The sequence below is a fragment of the Pseudoalteromonas sp. 20-92 genome, from assembly GCF_030847595.1.
Classification (GTDB): Bacteria; Pseudomonadota; Gammaproteobacteria; order Enterobacterales; family Alteromonadaceae; genus Pseudoalteromonas; species Pseudoalteromonas fuliginea.
Map to the genome: position 1 here is coordinate 26,702 of NZ_JANJGQ010000028.1, position 19,109 is coordinate 45,810.

A 19,109-nucleotide genomic window follows, 5' to 3' on the forward strand; every position below is an offset into this window, starting at 1 on the left:
AATATTTACACTAAAAAAGGAGCCTGATGGCTCCTTTTTTATTTTCTTCAATTACACAAACTGCTTAAAACCTGAGTGTACACACGGTATACTAAAGGTAATTTTCACGCTACTTCTTAGATAGTAAAAAGCCAAATATGCAAAAATATGACGTAAAAACCTTTCAAGGTTTGATCCTGGCTTTACAGGATTATTGGGCGCAGCAAGGCTGTGTCATTATTCAACCACTTGATATGGAAGTGGGCGCCGGGACATTTCACCCGCAAACATTTTTAAAGTCTATTGGTCCAGAACCAATGTCGAGTGCTTACGTTCAACCGTGTCGTCGTCCTACAGATGGTCGCTACGGTGAAAACCCAAATCGCTTGCAACACTATTACCAATTTCAGGTGGTTTTAAAGCCATCACCAGATAACATCCAAGAGCTTTACTTAGGCTCGTTAGCGGCTATGGGTATCGATACGCTAACTCACGAAGTTCGCTTTGTAGAAGATAACTGGGAATCACCTACGTTAGGTGCGTGGGGCCTAGGTTGGGAAATTTGGTTAAACGGCATGGAAGTAACGCAGTTTACCTACTTTCAACAAGTTGGCGGTATTGAGTGTTCACCTGTAACGGGTGAGATCACTTACGGCCTAGAGCGTTTGGCAATGTACATTCAAGGCGTAGATAGTATTTACGACTTAGTATGGGCAGACGGTCCACTAGGGCGCGTAACCTACGGCGACGTGTTCCATCAAAATGAAGTAGAGCAGTCTACTTACAACTTTGAACATGCAAACGTAGAAGACTTATTTGCACAGTTTGATAAATGTGAAGCAGAGAGCCAAAAGTTAATTGAAGCAAACTTACCACTACCTGCTTACGAGCAAGTAATGAAAGCATCGCATGCATTTAACTTACTAGACGCACGCCACGCAATTTCGGTAACCGAACGTCAACGTTATATTTTACGCGTTCGTGCGTTATCAAAAGCGTGTGCACAAAGTTACTATGACAAACGCGAAGCGCTTGGTTTCCCGCTGTGTAAGGATAAGTAAGTATGTCAGCACAAAATTTATTAGTAGAAATTGGCACAGAAGAGTTGCCACCAAAAGCACTGCGTAAATTAGCAGAAGCCTTTGCTGCAAACTTAACTGCAGAGCTTGAAACACTAGAGTTAGCACATCAAGGCGTAAGCTGGTATGCATCGCCTCGTCGTTTAGGTTTACAAGTAAAAGTGCTTGAAGCTAAGCAACAAGACAAAGAAGTTGAAAAACGCGGTCCAGCAACTAAAGCCGCATTTGACGGTGACGGTAACCCAACAAAAGCAGCAATGGGTTGGGCACGTGGTTGTGGTATTGAAGTAAAAGATGCACAAACACTCGAAACAGACAAAGGAGCATGGTTATTGCACATTGCTAAAGTAGCAGGGCAAGAAACTAAAACGCTAATGACAGGTGCAATTACTAAAGCATTGGCTAAACTACCGATTCCTAAACCAATGCGTTGGGGCGCGAATAAAACACAATTTATTCGACCAGTGCACACAGTAACTATCTTGTTTGGTGATGAGTTACTTGAAGGCGAAATTCTTGGTAAGAAAATAACTAACCAGCTTCAGGGTCATCGCTTTCACCACCCAGAAAAAATTAGCATAAACCATGCGGACGACGTTTTTGACGTACTTAAATCTGCTTACGTTATTGCTGATTACGAACAACGTAAAGCGCAAATTCGTGCACAAATAGAAGAGGCTGCAAGCGCAGTTAACGCTGTTGTTGCAATGGATGAAGATTTACTAGAAGAAGTAACATCACTTGTAGAGTGGCCAGTGACTTTAACGGCAACATTTGAAGAAGCATTTTTAGATGTACCAGCCGAAGCGTTAATTTACACCATGAAAGACGATCAAAAATACTTCCCGTTATTAGATCAAAACGGCAAACTTTTAAATAAGTTTTTGTTTGTATCTAACATCGAAAGTAAAGATCCAAGTGTGGTTATTTCTGGTAACGAAAAAGTAGTGCGCCCGCGTTTAGCCGATGCACAGTTCTTCTTTGAAACAGATAAAAAGAAAACCCTAGAAAGCCGATTAGAGTCGCTTGATAGCGTATTGTTCCAAAAGCAACTTGGTACGCTTAAAGATAAGTCTCAGCGTATTAGTGAACTTGCGGGTTACATTGCTGAGCAATTAGGTGCTGATAAAGACCTAGCGCAGCGTGCAGGCTTATTAAGTAAAACTGACCTAATGACTGAAATGGTAATGGAATTTACCGACGTACAAGGTGTAATGGGAATGCATTACGCTCGCCACGATGGTGAAGCCGAAGATGTAGCCGTAGCGCAAAACGAGCAGTACATGCCACGCTTTGCAGGGGATAACTTACCTACAAACTTAATTAGCTGTGCAGTAGCGATTGCTGATAAGTTTGATACGCTGGTGGGTATTTTTGGTATAGGCCAGGCACCTAAAGGTGACAAAGACCCATTTGCTCTTCGTCGTGCTGCTATTGGTGCACTTCGCATTATGGTAGAAAAAGAACTACCACTTGATATTTTAGACCTAGTAGCTAAATCGCAAACATTGTTTGGCGACAAGTTAACTAACTTAAATGTATCAACTGACGTATTTGAATTTATGCTAGGGCGCTTTCGTGCTTGGTATCAAGACGAAGGTATTGAAGTAGACGTAATTCAAGCAGTGCTTGCACGTCGTCCGACTAAACCTGTTGATTTTGATCGCCGTGTTAAAGCCGTAAGCCACTTCCGTACATTAGAAGCAGCAGAAGCGCTTGCAGCAGCTAATAAGCGTGTAGGTAATATTCTGGCTAAAAACGACATTACTAGCCAAGGTAGTGTTGATGAGAGCTTATTAAACGACGACGCTGAAAAAGTATTGGCATCACAAGTAGCAAAATTTGCCACTGACCTTGCACCACTTTACGCAGATGGAAACTACCAAGAAGCATTAAGCCAATTGGCAGGTATTCGCGAAAGTGTTGATAACTTTTTTGACAACGTAATGGTTATGGCCGACGATGAAGCTGTTAAGCAAAATCGTCTTGCGCTGCTAAGCCAGTTAAGCGGATTGTTTTTAGGTATTGCAGATATTTCTGTTTTACAAAAATAACACCGATTAGCAATTTTAAAAGCCAGCGTTTTGCTGGCTTTTTAGTTTTCACTGTATGCAAAGGAAACCCCATTGATGATTTCTATGAAACGAATTTTAACCTTAGCAATTGCTGGTTTACTTACTGCCTGTACAAGCCAAATTTCGATTAACGATGTATTACCACAGCAAGAGCTTGACCGCACAATTTACTTACGTGGCGACTTTACACTGTGGGATGCAGAACCCCAGTATCAATTTATGTCAGTAGGTCCTGCGCTTTATCAAGCAGAAGTGAAATTTTCGACGCCTGGTAAAGTGTACGAATTTAAAATAGCCGATGCCGACTTTAGTGAAGGCTACAACTGTGGTTACAGCGACTCACAACCAGCAGGGCAAAGCCTAACACTCGGCCAGCCAGCTATCGCAGACTGTAATACTATTTATAACTACTTTAGTTTCACACCAGCAATAAAAGGCACGTACATAGTAAGTATTGATTACAGTGACTACGACAAGCCACAAGTAACGATAACCAAGAAGTGATTTCTTAGAAGATTATTAAGCCTAAAATAAATTTTTATTTGGATTTATCCTAGGCTTAATCTACTCCTAAATTACTGAGTTTATATATTCTTATGCTATAGTCCTTTAATATTTCTGTTGTATTTAGTATCGAGCGAACATCATGTTAAGCAGCATTTTCATTCAAAATTTTAAACTGTTTACCGACTCAAAATTTACATTAAATTCAGAGTTTAACTTGATTGTTGGTGTGAATGGTTGTGGTAAAAGCTCTCTGCTTAAAAGTGTGGCAATTTCTCTTGCTGGTTGGGCTAATGCTTATATCAAGAGTAACAATAACTTAAGACCAATTGAATTTGATGAAATTAGAGAGATTGAAAGTAACGGACGTTTTGATAAAGCACAGACGACAAGGATTGAAGCATTAGGTGAATTTCCTATTATTAATAGATTCAATACTTTTACTTATGGAAAAGTAAAATGGGCAAGAACTCGTTTTGAGGGAAATAATGAGACATATATAAGCGGAACTATTCAGTACCAGAATAGTGGTACGAAGACCTATAATGGGAAAGAGTATTCGTTAAACTTTTCAACACTTGGAAGTGATGTCCTTAATTACATTGAGAAGGGAACCAACTTTGATTTACCTTTAATTGCTTTTTATGAGTGTGACCGTTTATGGATATCTAAAGATAAAATTGATATTGAAGATTCCGCTAAAAAACAATACTCAAGATTTGAACCATATTTAGATTGTTTTCATACTGGAGCTGATGATAAAGCTATTGCAGTTTGGTTACTGAAGCTTGAGTTAGCCGAGTTACAAAAGAAAATAAAGTCACCAATGAAAATGGCAATCGAGTATGCTGCAAAAAAAGCTTTAGAAAGTTGTGTAGGATTTGGTTTTGATTTTGATGAATCAAGGGTGATGGTCAGGTTTGAAGATGGAAGCTCAACACCATTTGAGCACTTAAGTGACGGACAGAGGACTATACTAGGGCTTTTTTGCGACATAGCTAGAAGGGCGGCAATATTGAACCCTCATTTGCAAGAAAGCGTCTGCGAAAAAACACAAGGAGTTGTCCTAATTGATGAGCTTGATTTACATCTCCACCCTAAATGGCAAAGACGTGTAATTGAAGATTTAAGAAATGTGTTTCCTAAAATTCAATTTATTTGTACAACACATTCTCCATTTCTAATTCAATCTCTCAGATCAAGTGATGAACTGATCATGTTAGATGGTGAGCCTTTGACTGAGTATTCCAATAAAGGCATTGAAGAAATTGCAAAAAATATGGGAGTAAATCGGCCTGATGTGTCAGTTCAGTACGAGCTATTAAAAGAGGTAGCGCATAGTTTTTTAGAAACATTAGACAATGATCGGCTTTCACCATCAGAGTTTCATCAAAAATATCAAACTCAATTAGCTGAGTTAATTAAGCCTTATTCCGATAATCCAGCTTATCAAGCCTTTCTAGAACGTAAATATACAGCTAGAACTGGTTTTGAGTTATGAGACCAGTAAAAAAAGGGGCTACGCCTGTTGCAGCATTTAATAGGTATGAAGATGCCTTTGATTACCTTTTAGAGCGAGTGGGTATCGGCGAGTGGAATGGCATTAAAATTGGTCAGTACTGCAGCTATTGTGAAAGATGTATCCAGACTAATCTAGCTGTAGAGCATATTGAACCTAAAAATGGTGATTTTGGAAAACCCGAACTACAAAAAGAGTGGAGTAATTTCCTACTAGCCTGTGTGAACTGTAACTCTACCAAGGGATCTAAAGAGGTTGATTTAAAATCTATTTTTCTCCCTGACAGAGATAATACCTTTAGAGCTATTCAATATAAGCAAGATGGAACTATCGAACCAAAAGATGGATTAAACGAACATGATAAGCAAATGGCAATAAATACAATTAACTTATTAGGGCTAAATAATAGTATTAACTCTGATTTGAGTGGAGTTGCTAAAGATCGTAGGGTTCAAAGGCTAAATGTATGGATGATAGCGCTTAATGCATATGAAGACTTTCGGAACTGTGTCGATAAAGAAGCTCTACAAAGAACTATTGTTCGAGAAATGCTATCGAATGGTTTTTTCAGTATTTGGATGAAAGTTTTTGAGCAAGAAATAAATATTAAAAAACTATTTATAGAATCAGTAAGAGGAACTAAAAATAGTGGATGTTTTGATGAATTTGGAGCGAGTAATTCACAACATCCAAATGATGATAATTTAGAGTCAGGCGGTAAGATTTAGCTACAACCCTTTCTTCACCACATATCTATACGGTGCTTCTTCTGCATCTTTAGCCACCAGCGTGTGATCCATAAACGTACAAAAGCTCGGAATGTCGCGAGTGGTTGATGGGTCATCAGCAGTTATTAATAACGTTTCACCATCACTCATTTTACGAATAGCAGCACGTACCATCATTACTGGCTCTGGGCAGCGAAGGCCTATGGCATCTAATTGGTGATCGGGATTATCAAAGCTCATAATAAATTCGCCTGTTGAATTAAAGTGATTGCGGTGTACGCGAGTGCTTAGGTATAGCAATTAATAAGTTTGGCAGTTTAACGCAATTTTAAGTGTAATTTAACTACTTTACTTATCTTAATATGCCCATTTCATTTGAAACATTATTGCTGCAAAACACGTTATTTAATAATACGCCCGATCACATGATTACGCTGTTACATGCTTGCTTGATAAAGGGTCGTTTTCATAAATTGAAGCTAATAAAAAAGGCGAACTGAATAAAATCAGTTCGCCTTTTTAATCACCAAGATGGTTTTACATGTTTAAACTAATTAGTCTTGAACACGTTCAAATACAGTTGCAATGCCTTGGCCTAAACCAATACACATAGTTGCTAAACCGTATCGTACATTTTTGTCTTCCATTAAGTGAATAAGCGATGTGCTAATACGCGAACCCGAACAACCCAGTGGGTGACCAAGTGCGATTGCGCCGCCATTTAAATTCACTTTTTCGTCAACAACATCCATTAACCCTAAATCTTTCATTACAGGTAATGATTGTGCTGCAAAGGCTTCGTTAAGTTCTACTACGCCTAAGTCATCAATTGTAATACCGGCTTGTGCAAGTGCTTTTTTACTTGCTGGTACTGGGCCGTAACCCATAATTGATGGATCGCAACCAGCGACTGCCATTGCTTTAATGCGCGCTCGAATTGGTAAACCAAGTTCTTTTGCTTTTTCTTCGCTCATTACTAACATTGCAGATGCGCCGTCAGAAAGAGCAGAAGACGTACCGGCTGTTACCGTACCCGATGCAGGATTAAATACAGGGCGAAGCTTTGATAGGCCTTCTACCGTTGTTTCTGGGCGAATTACTTCGTCGTCTTCAACTAAGATAAGCGAACCATCTGCTGCGTGACCTTCCATTGCTAAAATTTCGCGACGGAAACGGCCTTCAACAGTTGCAGCTTGTGCACGTTGATGTGAACGGTAAGCAAATTCATCTTGTTGCTCACGGCTAATGCCATGAAGCGTAGCAAGGTATTCTGCTGTTAAGCCCATAGAGCCAGACGCTTGTGCAATTGATGTTGCTAAGCCTGGGTGAAAGTCGTTGCCGTGAGTCATAGGTACGTGACCCATGTGCTCAACACCACCAATTAGGTAAGTGTCGCCAGCGCCTGTCATTATTGCGCGTGCTGCGTCATGCAATGCTTGCATAGAAGAGCCACATAAACGGTTAACCGTAACAGCAGGAACGCTGTGCGGAATACCGGCAAGCAATGATGCGTTACGTGCTACGTTAAAGCCTTGCTCTAATGTTTGCTGTACACAACCCCAATAAATATCGTCAATTGATGCTGGATCAACTGCTGGGTTGCGATCTAGTAAGCCTTTCATTAAATGTGCGCTTAAGTCTTCTGCACGTTTATGTTTGAATACACCACTTTTAGAGCGACCCATTGGTGTGCGGATACAATCTACAATTACTGGATTATTCATGATATTAACCTTCCACCTTATAGAAAACACGACCTTCTTCGGCCCACTTGCGAGTTTGCTCAGATACTTGGTAAATCGCACCTAGGTGAGCGTACTTGTCTGCTGCTGCAACAAAGTTAGCTAAACCAGTTTGATCTAAGTAACGGAACGCGCCGCCTCTAAATGGAGGGAAACCAACACCGTAAACTAATGCCATATCTGCTTCTTGCGGCGAGGCAACAATGCCTTCTTGCAAGCACAGTAGCACTTCGTTGATCATTGGAATCATACAACGGTCGATGATTTCTTGTTTATCAAATTCTTTTGGTGCGTCTGTAATTGGGCTTAATAGCTCAATTGCTGTCTCGTCATGAGACTTTTTAAGACGACCGCGACGATCTGTTTCGTATTTGTAAAAACCGGCTTTGTTCTTTTGACCAAAACGTTTTTCGTTGGCAAAAATAGTCACAGGGTCTTTATCAGCACGCGCCATACGCTCAGGGAAACCGTCAGCCATTACGCCAGTACAATGGAACGCTGTATCAATACCTACAACATCAAGTAGGTAAGCCGGACCCATAGGCCAGCCAAATACGTTTTCCATTACTTTATCTACTTTTGCAAAGTTAGCGCCTTCAACCACTAATTTGCTAAAACCTGCAAAGTAAGGGAATAAAACACGGTTTACAAAAAAGCCTGGGCAATCGTTAACAACAATTGGTGATTTACCTAATTTAAGCGCGTAATCAACTACTGCATTGATTGTTTTATCTGAGGTTTTTGCACCACGGATAATTTCTACTAATGGCATTTTTGGCACTGGATTGAAAAAGTGCATACCACAGAAATTTTCTGGCTTATCTAGCGCTTGTGCTAGTAAATCAATACAAATAGTTGATGTGTTTGAAGTAAGTACAGTGCCTTCTGGCATGGTCTTTTCAAGATCAGCGAGTACTGCTTGCTTAACTTTAGGGTTTTCTACAACGGCTTCAACAATAATGTTGGCACTTTGTAGGTCTGACGCGTTAAGTGTTGGCTTAATTTTGCTAAGTGTTGCCAACATTTTTTCCATTGGCATGTGGCCACGCTTAACTTTTGCACCTAATAACTTAGACGCTTCACCCATACCTAAATCAAGCGCATCTTGTTGGATGTCTTTCATTATAATAGGTGTACCTTTATAAGCAGACTGGTATGCAATACCGCCACCCATAATACCAGCACCTAATACAGCGGCTTGCTTAATTTCTACATCGCTGTGCTTAGCAAATTTACGTGCTTTGCCTTTAATGTATTGGTCAGCTAGGAATATACCTGTTTGTGCAGCTGCTTCTGGTGTACGTGCTAATTTAGCAAAGTTGGCATTTTCGATTGCCATTGCTTCATCGCGAGTACAGTTTGCCGCTGCTTTAATAGTACGTACAGCCATAACCGGTGCAGGATAGTGGCCTTTGGTTTTACCCATTACCATACCTTCTGCCATAGCGAAGCTCATGCCTTGCTCAACACGGTTTAATTTAAGTGGCTGTAGTTTTACGTTGCGTTTTGCTTGCCAATCTAGCTTGCCAGCAATCGCTAGTTCAAGTGTTGATACACTTGACTCTAGAAGTTTGTCAGCACTAACTACCGCGTCAAACGCACCTACATTAAGGGCATCTGCTGCGCGGTTTTCTGCGCCTGAGGTAATCCACATCATCGCGTTATCGGCGCCAATGATGCGTGGTAAGCGCACTGTGCCACCAAACCCTGGCATTATGCCAAGTTTAACTTCTGGTAGGCCCATTTTAGCTGTTTCGCTTGCTACACGATAATCGGTAGCAAGTGCCCACTCACAACCACCGCCAAGTGCCATACCGTTTATAGCGCTTAGAGTTGGGAATGGTAAATCTTCAATTGCATCAAAAACGTCGGTTGCGTTTTTGATCCACACTACTAATTCTTCTTCAGGTTTAGTAAATGTAGGTAAAAATTCGAAGATATCGGCACCAATAATAAAGTGCTCTTTATCACTGGTAAAAATCATGCCTTTGATATCAGTATTGGCGGCTAATTCTTTTAATGCTGCTGCGCAATCTGAAAGAGTTTTTTGAGATAATGTGTTTACAGAACCTGCAACACAAAACTTAAACTCGGCGATGTTTTCCTTTAGGAAGCTAACTTCAAAGGAATCGCTTTTATATAACATTATTATTCTCCCTAGTTGACGAACTAAGACTGGTACGATGAGTTTGCATTTCAATCAGTGTGCTTGCTTTAAATTAAAAATGCAACGAAAAATTTAACTCGGTTACAATCGACTGGTTAAAATATAGCTGGTTTGGTGCTAAGGTGGTTGAAAAGTTTTTATTCACTACTTTAATTTTTTATTAAAGGACATTATGAAAAAATATTTATTAAGCATTGCGGCAGCTGCATTCATTTTCCCTCTTCATTCTGCCGAGGCAAGTATTGATAACGATGCATTTTTAGATGCTGAAAAAAAAGTCCGTCATGGAAGTTATCAAGATTTTAAACAAGCGGTTAGTAACCTTAACCATCCGTTAAAGCCGTATGTTGAAAAAACGTATTGGCAACGACATCCTAATATTAAATACCAGTCAGAAATAGAAAACTATTTAACTATTTATCAGCATACGCCCCTTGAATGGCCGGTGCGTAAAGCATGGTTAGCGTATTTAAAAAAGAAAAATAAAAAAGCGGCATATATTAATAATTACCGTGAAACATCAAATACAGAGCTTACGTGCACTTATTTGGATTTTCAGCTTGATTTAGGTGCACCTGAAAAAGCAATACTAAATCAAGTAACCGATCTATGGACTGTCGGAAAGTCGCAACCGCAAGAGTGCGACGAGCTTTTTTCAGTGTGGCGTAAAAAAGGTTACATGGATAAAGAAACTGTTTGGCAGCGAATTACGCTTGCAGCCGAAGGTGGAAAGCAAAGTTTATTACCTTACTTAAAAACGTTATTACCTAAAAATGAGCGCTACTTGGCTGATTTATATCTAAAGGTGCGTCGAGACCCTAGTGCTTCTGCTGGTTTATATCGATACAAAAAAAAGTCAGCTAAAGAAGGGCAAATAGCAATTTATGGTGTTAAGCGTTTGGTTTGGCGCGATAAAACACTCGCTTTAAAAGCATGGGAAAAGATAGAAAAAATATTTAAGTACAGCGACGAAGAAAAAGCGGATGTGTATTACACCTTTGCGTTGTCACTTGCTTCAAGTGGGCATAAGCAAGCGAGTTTTTGGCTAAATAAAGTGCCAAAAGAGCGACTAGACAGCAAGCTTATTCAATGGCAATTGGGCAATATGCTCAAAACCCAAGATTGGGAGGGGATTGCTGCATTTTTTACAGGGAAAGAAAATTTAAGCCTCGGCCAGCAATATTGGTTAGCTTATAGCTATGCACAACGTGGCGAGCAGCAAAAAGCAGACGATATTTGGAAAAAAGTAGCGACTAATCGTGATTATTATGGCTTTTTAGCTGCCGCACGCTTAGGGTTGCCAGTTGATTTAAATAATGAGCCTTTAATAGTTGATAAGGTACTGGTAGATAACGTTAGTAATGCACCAGGCTTTAAACGAGCAAAAGCGCTTTATGATCTTGAGCGCTTCACGTCGGCTCGCCGTGAGTGGAATCACTTAACTGATACCTCTAGTGATGAAGAAAAGCTAGCTGCATCACAACTATCTACAGATTTAGGCTGGCACGACAGTACCATTTTTACTTTAGCAAAAATTAAAGCGTGGGATAACGTAGAGCAACGTTTTCCGTTTGCGTTTCAAGATGTATTTGAACGCTACAGTAAACGCAGCAAAATAGATGTGGCGTGGAGTATTGCTATTGCAAGGCGCGAAAGCTCTTTTGCGCCAGATGCACGCTCGCATGCTAATGCACGTGGTTTAATGCAGTTATTACCTAGTACTGCTGAGTATGTAAATAAAGGCAGTGTGACAAGTAGTCGTTTATATCAACCTAAAACAAATATTAGGTTGGGTACGAGTTACTTACAATACTTAAAAAAGAAAAACCATGGCAATGAAGTGCTGGCAACAGCTTCTTATAATGCGGGTTATCACCGTATAAAGCGTTGGTTACCTGATGACGCTATTCCGGCTGAGTTATGGGTAGAGCTTATTCCGTATCGCGAAACCCGTGATTACGTAAAAAATGTATTTGCGTACAGACAGGTTTACCATACAAGAATGGGCCGAGAAGGTAATGTATTAGCGCCGCTACTCGAAATGAAAATGGGCGGTTAGTAAATATCAGTTTAAAGTAGGGGGATATCTAATGCGTTTAGACACCCCCTTTTTTGAGCGCTGAGGGGATAAGTGGTAGACTCAGAGCAAGTTAAATTTAACAGATGGATTAACAATGGATAAATTAGCCGTTTTATACGCCGAACATATTGCAACACTGCAACAGCGTACTCGTACAATTTGTAATAGCGAAGGGTTAGAAGGATTAGTAATTCATTCAGGCCAAGCTAAGCGTCAGTTTTTAGATGATATGTATTATCCATTTAAAGTTAATCCACAGTTTAAAGCATGGTTACCGGTTATTGATAATCCTCATTGCTGGATTGTGGTAAATGGCAGCGACAAGCCAAAACTCATATTTTATCGTCCAGTAGATTTTTGGCATAAAGTGCCAGACGAGCCTCGCGACTTTTGGGCCGAGTACTTTGATATAGAGCTACTACTTCAGCCTGACCAAGTTGAAAAGTTATTACCATACGATAAAGCTAAATATGCTTACATGGGTGAATACATTGAAGTAGCGCAAGCACTTGGTTTTAGTATTATGAACCCTGAGCCTGTACTTAACTATTTTCATTACCACCGCGCTTATAAAACGCAGTACGAACTTGAATGTTTACGCAACGCTAACCGCATTGCAGTAGATGGGCATAAAGCTGCACGCGATACATTCTTTAATGGTGGTAGCGAGTTCGATATTCAGCAAGCGTATTTAATGGCGACACGTCAAAGCGAAAATGAAATGCCGTACGGCAACATTGTTGCGCTTAACGAAAACTGCGCTATTTTGCATTACACGCACTTTGATCCAAAAGCGCCACACACTCATAACTCATTTTTAATTGATGCCGGTGCAAACTTTAATGGTTATGCCGCTGATATTACTCGTACGTATGATTTCAAAAAGCAAGGTGAGTTTGCTGAGCTTGTACAAGCGATGACAGTTCAACAAATCGAGTTAGGTAAAGGTTTAAAGCCGGGTATGCTTTATGGTGATTTACACGTTGAATGCCATAACCGTATCGCACAAATACTCAGTGACTTTAAAATTGTTAACCTACCCGCGACAGAAATTGTTGAGCGTAAAATTACCTCTACTTTCTTCCCGCATGGACTAGGGCATCACCTTGGTTTACAAGTGCATGATATGGGCGGTTTTATGAGTGACGAAAAGGGCACACATCAACCATCGCCTGAAGGGCATCCGTTCTTGCGTTGTACTCGCCTGATCGAAAAAAACCAAGTGTTTACTATTGAGCCTGGTTTATACTTTATTGATTCACTGCTTGGTGATTTAGCACAAACCGATAATAAGCAGTTTATTAACTGGGAAAAGGTAGAGTCATTTAAACCATTTGGCGGCATTCGTATTGAAGATAACATTATTGTTCACGAAGATAGCCTAGAAAATATGACACGAGATTTAGTGCTCGATTAATTCTAGTTAACACCAATTAGTTTATACACGTTAAAATACGTACATTATTTAAAGGGGCCTTTTGGCCCCCTTTTTACAAGTTTAAAATATGTCTGAATATAAATACCCTGCTGCTGACGTTTTTCATCAAGAAGAAATTAAAAAAAGTACGTTTATAGTTCACATTGCACACACCCCCGATTTAAATTCAGCTAAAGCATTTATTAAAAGCATTGAAGAAAAGTATAGCGATGCGCGTCATAACTGTTGGGCACATGTGGCAGGCAACCCCGGTGGCAGCCATGTTTATGGTTTTTCGGACGATGGTGAACCAAATGGCACTGCAGGAAAGCCTATGTTAAATGTGCTGGTGGGTTCAGGCCTTGGCGAAATCACAGCTGTCGTCACACGTTACTTTGGCGGCATAAAATTAGGCACTGGCGGACTAGTACGTGCTTATGGTGGCTCACTAAACAATGCGTTAGTGAAGTTGCAAACAGTGCTTAAAGTTCCCAGTGTTGAAATTACAGGGAGTAGCGAGTACAGCATGCAAGGCGCGATTGAGCAGTTATTAAAAACAAAGTATCAAGTGCTTAATATTGATAAGCAATTTACTGCTAATATTGAATGGGTGATTACAATAGATAGCCGCGAAGCGCAGCAAGCAATCAAAGATATTTTTGATTTAAGTCACGGCGCAGTTGAGTTAACGATTAAAGAGTAATAACCTACACAAATTGCATGTAATGCATATTCACTCTATTTAATTTGGTTGATACTACTCAACCTGAATTTACTAATAATAAAAGCGATAAGCTAAATGCAATTTCGTACCATCATAAAAATTCTTGGCCAACTCGTTGCGCTGTTTAGTATTACCATGGTGCCCCCAGCACTGGTGTCTTTAATATATAAAGACGGTGGTGGTGTTCCTTTTGTTTTAGCATTTATCTTTAGTGTTGTTATTGGCATGATGGCTTATTACCCAAACCGTCATGAAAATGGTGACTTAAAAGCACGTGAAGGCTTTTTAATTGTTGTTTTGTTTTGGTTGGTACTTGGGGCATTTGCATCGTTACCGCTTATATTTTTACAAGAACCGAATTTATCGCTCGCTGATGCGGTATTTGAAGCATTTTCTGGCTTAACAACCACAGGCGCTACAGTGCTTACCGGTATTGAGTATTTACCCAAATCGGTGTTGTTTTATCGCCAGCAACTCCAGTGGTTTGGCGGTATGGGTATAATCGTACTCGCCGTCGCTATACTGCCTATGTTAGGCGTGGGTGGTATGCAGTTGTACCGCGCTGAAATTCCAGGCCCGGTAAAAGATTCAAAAATGACTCCACGGATTGCTGATACAGCTAAGCATCTTTGGTACATTTATGTGTCGCTTACGTTGACATGTATGCTCGCTTATTGGGCGGCAGGAATGAGCTGGTTTGATGCTATCTGCCATGCATTTTCTACAGTGGCGATAGGCGGCTTTTCTACTTATGACGCATCGATAGGTCACTTTGATAGCCCTGTCATTAACTTTATTTGTGTATTCTTTTTAATTATTGCTGCAATTAATTTTTCGCTACATTATGCCGCTGTATCGAGCCGAAACGTAAGAGTTTATTTACGTGACCCTGAATTTAAAGTTTTCCTATGCATTCAGCTTGCACTTGTAGTTATTTGTTTTACGGTGCTTTCGTCAAATGAAATATATGCTAATGGCGACGAAACCCTCGATCAGGCTTTATTCCAAGCAGTATCAATGAGTACAACGGCAGGTTTTGCTACTGATAACTTTTCAACATGGCCTTTGTTTTTACCTATTTTACTTATATTTTCGAGCTTTATTGGTGGCTGTGCAGGCTCTACCGGTGGTGGTATGAAGGTCGTTCGCGTATTTTTACTTTATTTGCAGGGCGTGCGTGAGCTTAATCGTTTGGTGCATCCTCGTGCTATATATTCAATTAAGTTGGGTCGAAAGGCGTTGCCAGATAAAGTGGTAGAAGCTGTGTGGGGTTTTTTCTCTGCTTATGCGCTGGTGTTTATTATTATTATGCTAGCGCTTATGGGCACGGGTATGGATAACATAACGGCGTTCTCTGCCACTGCTGCTTGTTTAAATAATTTAGGTCCAGGTTTGGGTGATGTAGCATCGCATTATGGCGCGATAACTGATGGCGCTAAATGGTTGCTTACTATTGCGATGGTGTTTGGCCGGTTAGAAATATTTACTTTACTTGTGTTATTTACGCCAACGTTTTGGCGTGGATAAAGCTAACTGTTTTATTTAAAAAATACATTACAAGGGAGAGAATATGCCAATAAGCAATCTTAATAATATAATTATTGGCAGCTTGGTCGACCTAGAAATTTTAACGCCTACCAGTAGTAAACGCATTAAGACTGAGATGGTGGGATTACTTGATGATAAATTTATCATTTTAAATTATCCAAGCTCAAAACGCTTACCTGCGGCAAGTGATTATTTACGTGACGGTATAACCGTTGTCGTGAGGGCTTTAATAGAAGGCAGCGGTGGGAAAGTAATTGCGTTTCGTCAGAAAATTATGTCTATTTCTTCTCATCCGGCTCGGCTTATTTTTATAAACTTTCCTGAACAGGTTCAGTTATTTAGTTTGCGTTCGCAAACGCGTATCCCTACTTTATTACCTGCAAAGCTAAAACTAAGTGACGACAGAGTACTCGAAGGTGTTATTAAAGATATCTCATTAACGGGAGTTATGTTTGATGTTAGAAGTAATAAAGAGCTTGAAAGTATAAAAGATATGCAATGTACTATTATGCTAGATAGCAGTGCGCAAAATTTTGAAGGCGAAGTGTGTAGCGTTAAAGAGCATGATGCGGGGATCAGATGTGGTATTAAACTATTAGCCAGTGAAGATGAAATGAATACCTTTATGAAAGAGCACTTTATTGATCCCTCCATGCTCGAATTCGAAGTCGGTTAAAAGAGATTTCGCTATTTTGCAACAAAATAGCGATTGCCTGCTTTATAGATGAAAATTATTTGGTTATTATTTTTAATAATTAAATAAATAATATAAAACAGTAGCTTAAAATAATAAAAGATTACCATAATCTAATTTCATGTAATAAACCCAACCAAAATAAAGCTGAATTTTTGCTTTAAACCTCATTTAAAATATCTAAATTCATAATTTGTGGTTTTTTAATCTAAATTAACCTCTTGTTTTTATTGTCTATTTTGTTTTTTCCATATCGCTGTGTTGCTAAAAAGCAACAGGAAAGCACTTGAAATTTATCCATATTACGATTTTTTATTGTTAACCACATGAAAAATAATAACTTTTAAAAGTTGGCACCTAAGTTGTAATAGTCATGGTGTACTGAACTTAAGCGTGATTTAAAGTAAGACACCTTAATCGCACACACATAAATTTGAAGGATACATATTATGAAACGCATTAATAAAGCACTAGCACTTATTGCATTAGCATCTTCTTCAGCCGCTTTTGCTGCAACAGACTTTGATACACTTGATGTAGACGGCAGTGGCACAATTAGCCAAGCAGAAGCATCAGTAGATGCAAAGTTAATGAGCATGTTCTCAGAACTTGATACTGACCAAAATGGTGAGTTATCAAAAGAAGAATTTTCAGAAGCTTAATTAACAAGTATTTATCCTGAGTTGCCAAAGACAACCTAAGTAGGCAAGGAGCTTACGAAAGAGGGTAACAAGGAAGTGAAAAATTACGTTTAAGCTAAACGAAGCAATTTTTTTGATAGAACATTGAAGGATTAAACTATGAAACATTTAAATAAAGCACTGGCACTTATAGCTATAGCGTCTTCTTCAGTTGTATTTGCAGCATCAGACTTTAATAGCCTTGATATAGATGGTAGCGGCACAATTAGCCCAAGTGAAGCGGCAGTCGACACCGATTTAATGGCTGAATTTATCGAGCTAGATACCGACGGTAGCGGTGAGCTTTCTAAAGAAGAGTTCGCTAATTACTAGTTAACCAGAGTTCAGGTTAATTAATCTTTTTTCAGATTAAACATTTTTCACAGTCAGGGATCTTTGAAAAGGACTTCCTCTTTATTATTTAGGAAATTATTATGAAAACATTAAACACAACACTGGCCGTCATCATTTTAGCATCGTCGTCAGCTGCGTATGCCGCCGTTGATTTTGCCTCTTTTGATATCGATAGTGACGGGGTTATCACCAAGCAAGAAGCGCAAGTTAACGCGCAGTTAGTGAAATTATTTGATGACTTAGACACTGACGGGAATGGTGAGCTTTCTAAAGAAGAGTTTGCAAAAGTACAGTAACTCTAAAATGATAATTAACACGCGATTATCAACGATTAAAGCCGCCTTCGCCAGCGGCTTTTTATACGTCATAAGACTACAAAAATATAGCACTTACCTGAAATAGTTTTTCTACCACATTAATGTGTTTTTTATCGATTAAAAACATAATAACGTGATCGCCTGACATAATAATGGTGTCGTCATGAGCAATGAGTACGTCGTCATTTCGTACAATTGCCCCAATCGTTGTACCTGCAGGAAGTTTTATATCTGCAATAGCACGGCCAACCACCTTTGATGTATTCTCATCACCATGGGCTACCGCTTCAATCGCCTCTGCTGCACCTTTGCGTAATGAGTAGACGTTAACAATGTCGCCACGACGTACATGTGTTAGTAATGCCGAAATGGTGGCTTGTTGAGGAGATATGGCAATGTCTATTTCTCCCCCTTGTACTAAATCAACGTAAGCACCACGCTGAATAAGTACCATTGTTTTTTGTGCGCCCATACGTTTTGCAAGCATGGCTGACATAATATTTGCTTCATCGTCATTGGTTACGGCAATAAATACATCAACTTGATCAATATGCTCTTCTGAGAGTAATTCTTGATCTGATGCGTCACCACAAAATACAACTGTGTTATCTAGCATTTCTGAGAGTTGCTCAGCACGCTCTTTGCTACGCTCAATTAATTTAACTGTGTGGTTTTTTTCAAGTGAGCGGGCAAGGCCCGCGCCAATATTACCGCCACCCGCAATCATAATTTTTTTGTAAGAACGTTCAAGTTTTTGTAGTTCGTTCATTACTGCGCGTATATGTTTTGTAGCGGCAATAAAAAATACTTCGTCATCGGCTTCAATGACCGTTGTACCTAGTGGTTTGATTGCTTTACCTTGGCGGTAAATAGCGGCAACACGGGTTTCTACATTAGGGATGTGTTCTTTAAGTGCAGACAATGCATAACCGACGAGTAAACCGCCATAATAGGCTTTCACTGCAACTAACGAGAGCATGCCATCGGCAAACTGCAATACCTGTAATGCGCCAGGGTAGTCGATTAAGCGACGAATGTACTTGGTCACGAGTGCTTCTGGGGCAATGTAATGATCGATTGGCAAGTCGTCGTTCTGAAAAAGTTTCTCGCGGTATTTTAAATATTGCTCTGAGCGAATACGGGCAATTTTAGTGGGCGTTTTAAAAATACTGTACGCCACTTGGCATGCAACCATGTTTACTTCATCTGAACTGGTTACTGCAATAACCATATCGGCGTCTTCAGCTCCAGCTTGACGTAATACATCAGGATGCGCACTGTGTCCTACTACACCTTGTAAGTCGTACTTATCTTGAAGTTCACGTAATCGGTTACCATCTATATCAACGACTGTAATTTCATTCTGTTCGCCTACTAAATTCTCAGCGAGTGTTGCGCCTACTTGGCCAGCACCGAGTATGATTATTTTCATTATTTACCCGTGTTATAAGTAGCAATTAAGAGCCATTTTTAAATTATAAGAATGGCTAATTTACAGTTCA

Annotated in this window: 17 protein-coding genes; 13 read left to right on the plus strand and 4 right to left on the minus strand. The window is 39.7% G+C overall.

Annotated elements, in window-relative coordinates; translation table 11 throughout:
- Positions 1 to 137 precede the first annotated feature (137 nt).
- The 5 genes from glyQ (at position 138) to NRL14_RS18300 (ending at position 5,884) form a co-directional block, all read left to right on the plus strand.
- Entirely contained in the window at positions 138 to 1,040 is a 903-nt protein-coding gene (glyQ, locus tag NRL14_RS18280) for a glycine--tRNA ligase subunit alpha (protein ID WP_007377648.1), read from the plus strand.
- A 2-nt stretch (positions 1,041 to 1,042) separates the two neighbouring features.
- Complete coding sequence (gene glyS / locus NRL14_RS18285; RefSeq protein ID WP_306725315.1) at positions 1,043 to 3,112, plus strand: glycine--tRNA ligase subunit beta; 2,070 nt, start codon at positions 1,043 to 1,045, stop codon at positions 3,110 to 3,112.
- 75 nt (positions 3,113 to 3,187) lie between these two features.
- Positions 3,188 to 3,637 carry a hypothetical protein gene (locus NRL14_RS18290; protein ID WP_306725316.1) on the plus strand — a complete coding sequence of 150 codons (450 nt, stop codon included), beginning with the start codon at positions 3,188 to 3,190 and terminating at the stop codon, positions 3,635 to 3,637.
- Between the two features lie 142 nt (positions 3,638 to 3,779).
- Positions 3,780 to 5,138: an AAA family ATPase gene (locus NRL14_RS18295; protein WP_306725317.1), complete on the plus strand. Its 1,359-nt coding sequence runs from the start codon at positions 3,780 to 3,782 to the stop codon at positions 5,136 to 5,138.
- A complete protein-coding gene (locus NRL14_RS18300) occupies positions 5,135 to 5,884 on the plus strand; it encodes an HNH endonuclease (protein WP_306725318.1) in 750 nt (249 codons plus the stop codon). Before NRL14_RS18295 ends, NRL14_RS18300 begins: the two co-directional genes overlap by 4 nt.
- On the opposite strand, the gene tusA is transcribed toward NRL14_RS18300, so the two are convergent.
- The 3 genes from tusA to fadB all read right to left on the minus strand — a co-directional run bounded on the left by tusA (position 5,885) and on the right by fadB (position 9,772).
- A complete protein-coding gene (gene tusA / locus NRL14_RS18305; protein ID WP_007377644.1) occupies positions 5,885 to 6,124 on the minus strand; it encodes a sulfurtransferase TusA in 240 nt (79 codons plus the stop codon). It abuts the gene before it with no gap.
- A 314-nt stretch (positions 6,125 to 6,438) separates the two neighbouring features.
- Positions 6,439 to 7,608, minus strand: a complete 1,170-nt coding sequence (gene fadA / locus NRL14_RS18310; protein WP_004335189.1) for an acetyl-CoA C-acyltransferase FadA — start codon at positions 7,606 to 7,608, stop codon at positions 6,439 to 6,441.
- A 4-nt stretch (positions 7,609 to 7,612) separates the two neighbouring features.
- Positions 7,613 to 9,772, minus strand: coding sequence for a fatty acid oxidation complex subunit alpha FadB (gene fadB / locus NRL14_RS18315; RefSeq protein WP_306725319.1), 2,160 nt, complete (start codon positions 9,770 to 9,772; stop codon positions 7,613 to 7,615).
- A gap of 193 nt (positions 9,773 to 9,965) precedes the next feature.
- Between fadB and NRL14_RS18320 the strand changes: the two genes are divergently transcribed.
- The 8 genes from NRL14_RS18320 (at position 9,966) to NRL14_RS18355 (ending at position 17,586) form a co-directional block, all read left to right on the plus strand.
- Positions 9,966 to 11,852, plus strand: a complete 1,887-nt coding sequence (locus NRL14_RS18320) for a transglycosylase SLT domain-containing protein (RefSeq protein WP_306725320.1) — start codon at positions 9,966 to 9,968, stop codon at positions 11,850 to 11,852.
- Between the two features lie 115 nt (positions 11,853 to 11,967).
- Positions 11,968 to 13,290 (plus strand): Xaa-Pro dipeptidase, encoded by a 1,323-nt coding sequence (pepQ, locus tag NRL14_RS18325; RefSeq protein ID WP_306725321.1) that lies wholly within the window; start codon positions 11,968 to 11,970, stop codon positions 13,288 to 13,290.
- A gap of 88 nt (positions 13,291 to 13,378) precedes the next feature.
- A complete protein-coding gene (locus NRL14_RS18330; RefSeq protein ID WP_007377640.1) occupies positions 13,379 to 13,993 on the plus strand; it encodes a YigZ family protein in 615 nt (204 codons plus the stop codon).
- 96 nt (positions 13,994 to 14,089) lie between these two features.
- A complete protein-coding gene (locus tag NRL14_RS18335) occupies positions 14,090 to 15,541 on the plus strand; it encodes a TrkH family potassium uptake protein (RefSeq protein WP_007377639.1) in 1,452 nt (483 codons plus the stop codon).
- A 43-nt stretch (positions 15,542 to 15,584) separates the two neighbouring features.
- The gene (locus NRL14_RS18340; protein ID WP_033031142.1) at positions 15,585 to 16,238 is read left to right on the plus strand and encodes a flagellar brake protein; all 654 of its coding nucleotides are present in this window, start codon (positions 15,585 to 15,587) and stop codon (positions 16,236 to 16,238) included.
- 467 nt (positions 16,239 to 16,705) lie between these two features.
- A complete protein-coding gene (locus NRL14_RS18345; RefSeq protein WP_008138052.1) occupies positions 16,706 to 16,918 on the plus strand; it encodes an EF-hand domain-containing protein in 213 nt (70 codons plus the stop codon).
- A 138-nt stretch (positions 16,919 to 17,056) separates the two neighbouring features.
- Positions 17,057 to 17,269: a calmodulin gene (locus NRL14_RS18350; protein WP_007377636.1), complete on the plus strand. Its 213-nt coding sequence runs from the start codon at positions 17,057 to 17,059 to the stop codon at positions 17,267 to 17,269.
- 101 nt (positions 17,270 to 17,370) lie between these two features.
- The gene (locus NRL14_RS18355) at positions 17,371 to 17,586 is read left to right on the plus strand and encodes a calmodulin (RefSeq protein WP_007377635.1); all 216 of its coding nucleotides are present in this window, start codon (positions 17,371 to 17,373) and stop codon (positions 17,584 to 17,586) included.
- Between the two features lie 76 nt (positions 17,587 to 17,662).
- Here the strand turns inward: NRL14_RS18355 and trkA are convergent, their stop codons facing one another.
- On the minus strand, positions 17,663 to 19,039 hold the full coding sequence (gene trkA / locus NRL14_RS18360) for a Trk system potassium transporter TrkA (RefSeq protein ID WP_007377634.1): 1,377 nt from the start codon (positions 19,037 to 19,039) through the stop codon (positions 17,663 to 17,665).
- Between the last annotated feature and the right edge of the window lie 70 nt (positions 19,040 to 19,109).